This window comes from Mediterraneibacter sp. 210702-DFI.5.30, assembly GCF_020560115.1.
Classification (GTDB): domain Bacteria; phylum Bacillota; class Clostridia; order Lachnospirales; family Lachnospiraceae; genus Mediterraneibacter; species Mediterraneibacter faecis.
The window spans coordinates 1-223 of sequence record NZ_JAJCME010000221.1 but is presented as its reverse complement, the minus strand read 5'-3'; the positions used below and the strand labels follow the sequence as shown (position 1 = coordinate 223).

Genomic DNA, 223 nt, shown 5'->3' with positions numbered 1-223 from the left:
ACGATCTTCATCAAATCAGGCTTGGTTAATGGGTTGAACTGAACGATGGCATCGAAACGGTTCAAGAATTCAGGCTTGAAGTAGTCGGTCAGCTTGTCGATAATCGAGTGCGTTGCGCTGCTTGCTTCTGGGCCAAAACCGATCGAAGCCTCGGAGTCGCCAGTACCGGCATTGGAAGTCATGATGATGATGGTGTCCTTAAATGAAACCGTGCGTCCCTGCG

1 protein-coding gene is annotated in these 223 nt (G+C 50.2%); it reads right to left on the bottom strand.

What is annotated here, in order from left to right; translation table 11 throughout:
- Window positions 1–223: AAA family ATPase (locus LI126_RS15340; RefSeq protein WP_227165765.1), on the bottom strand; the 223-nt coding region annotated here is incomplete at both ends.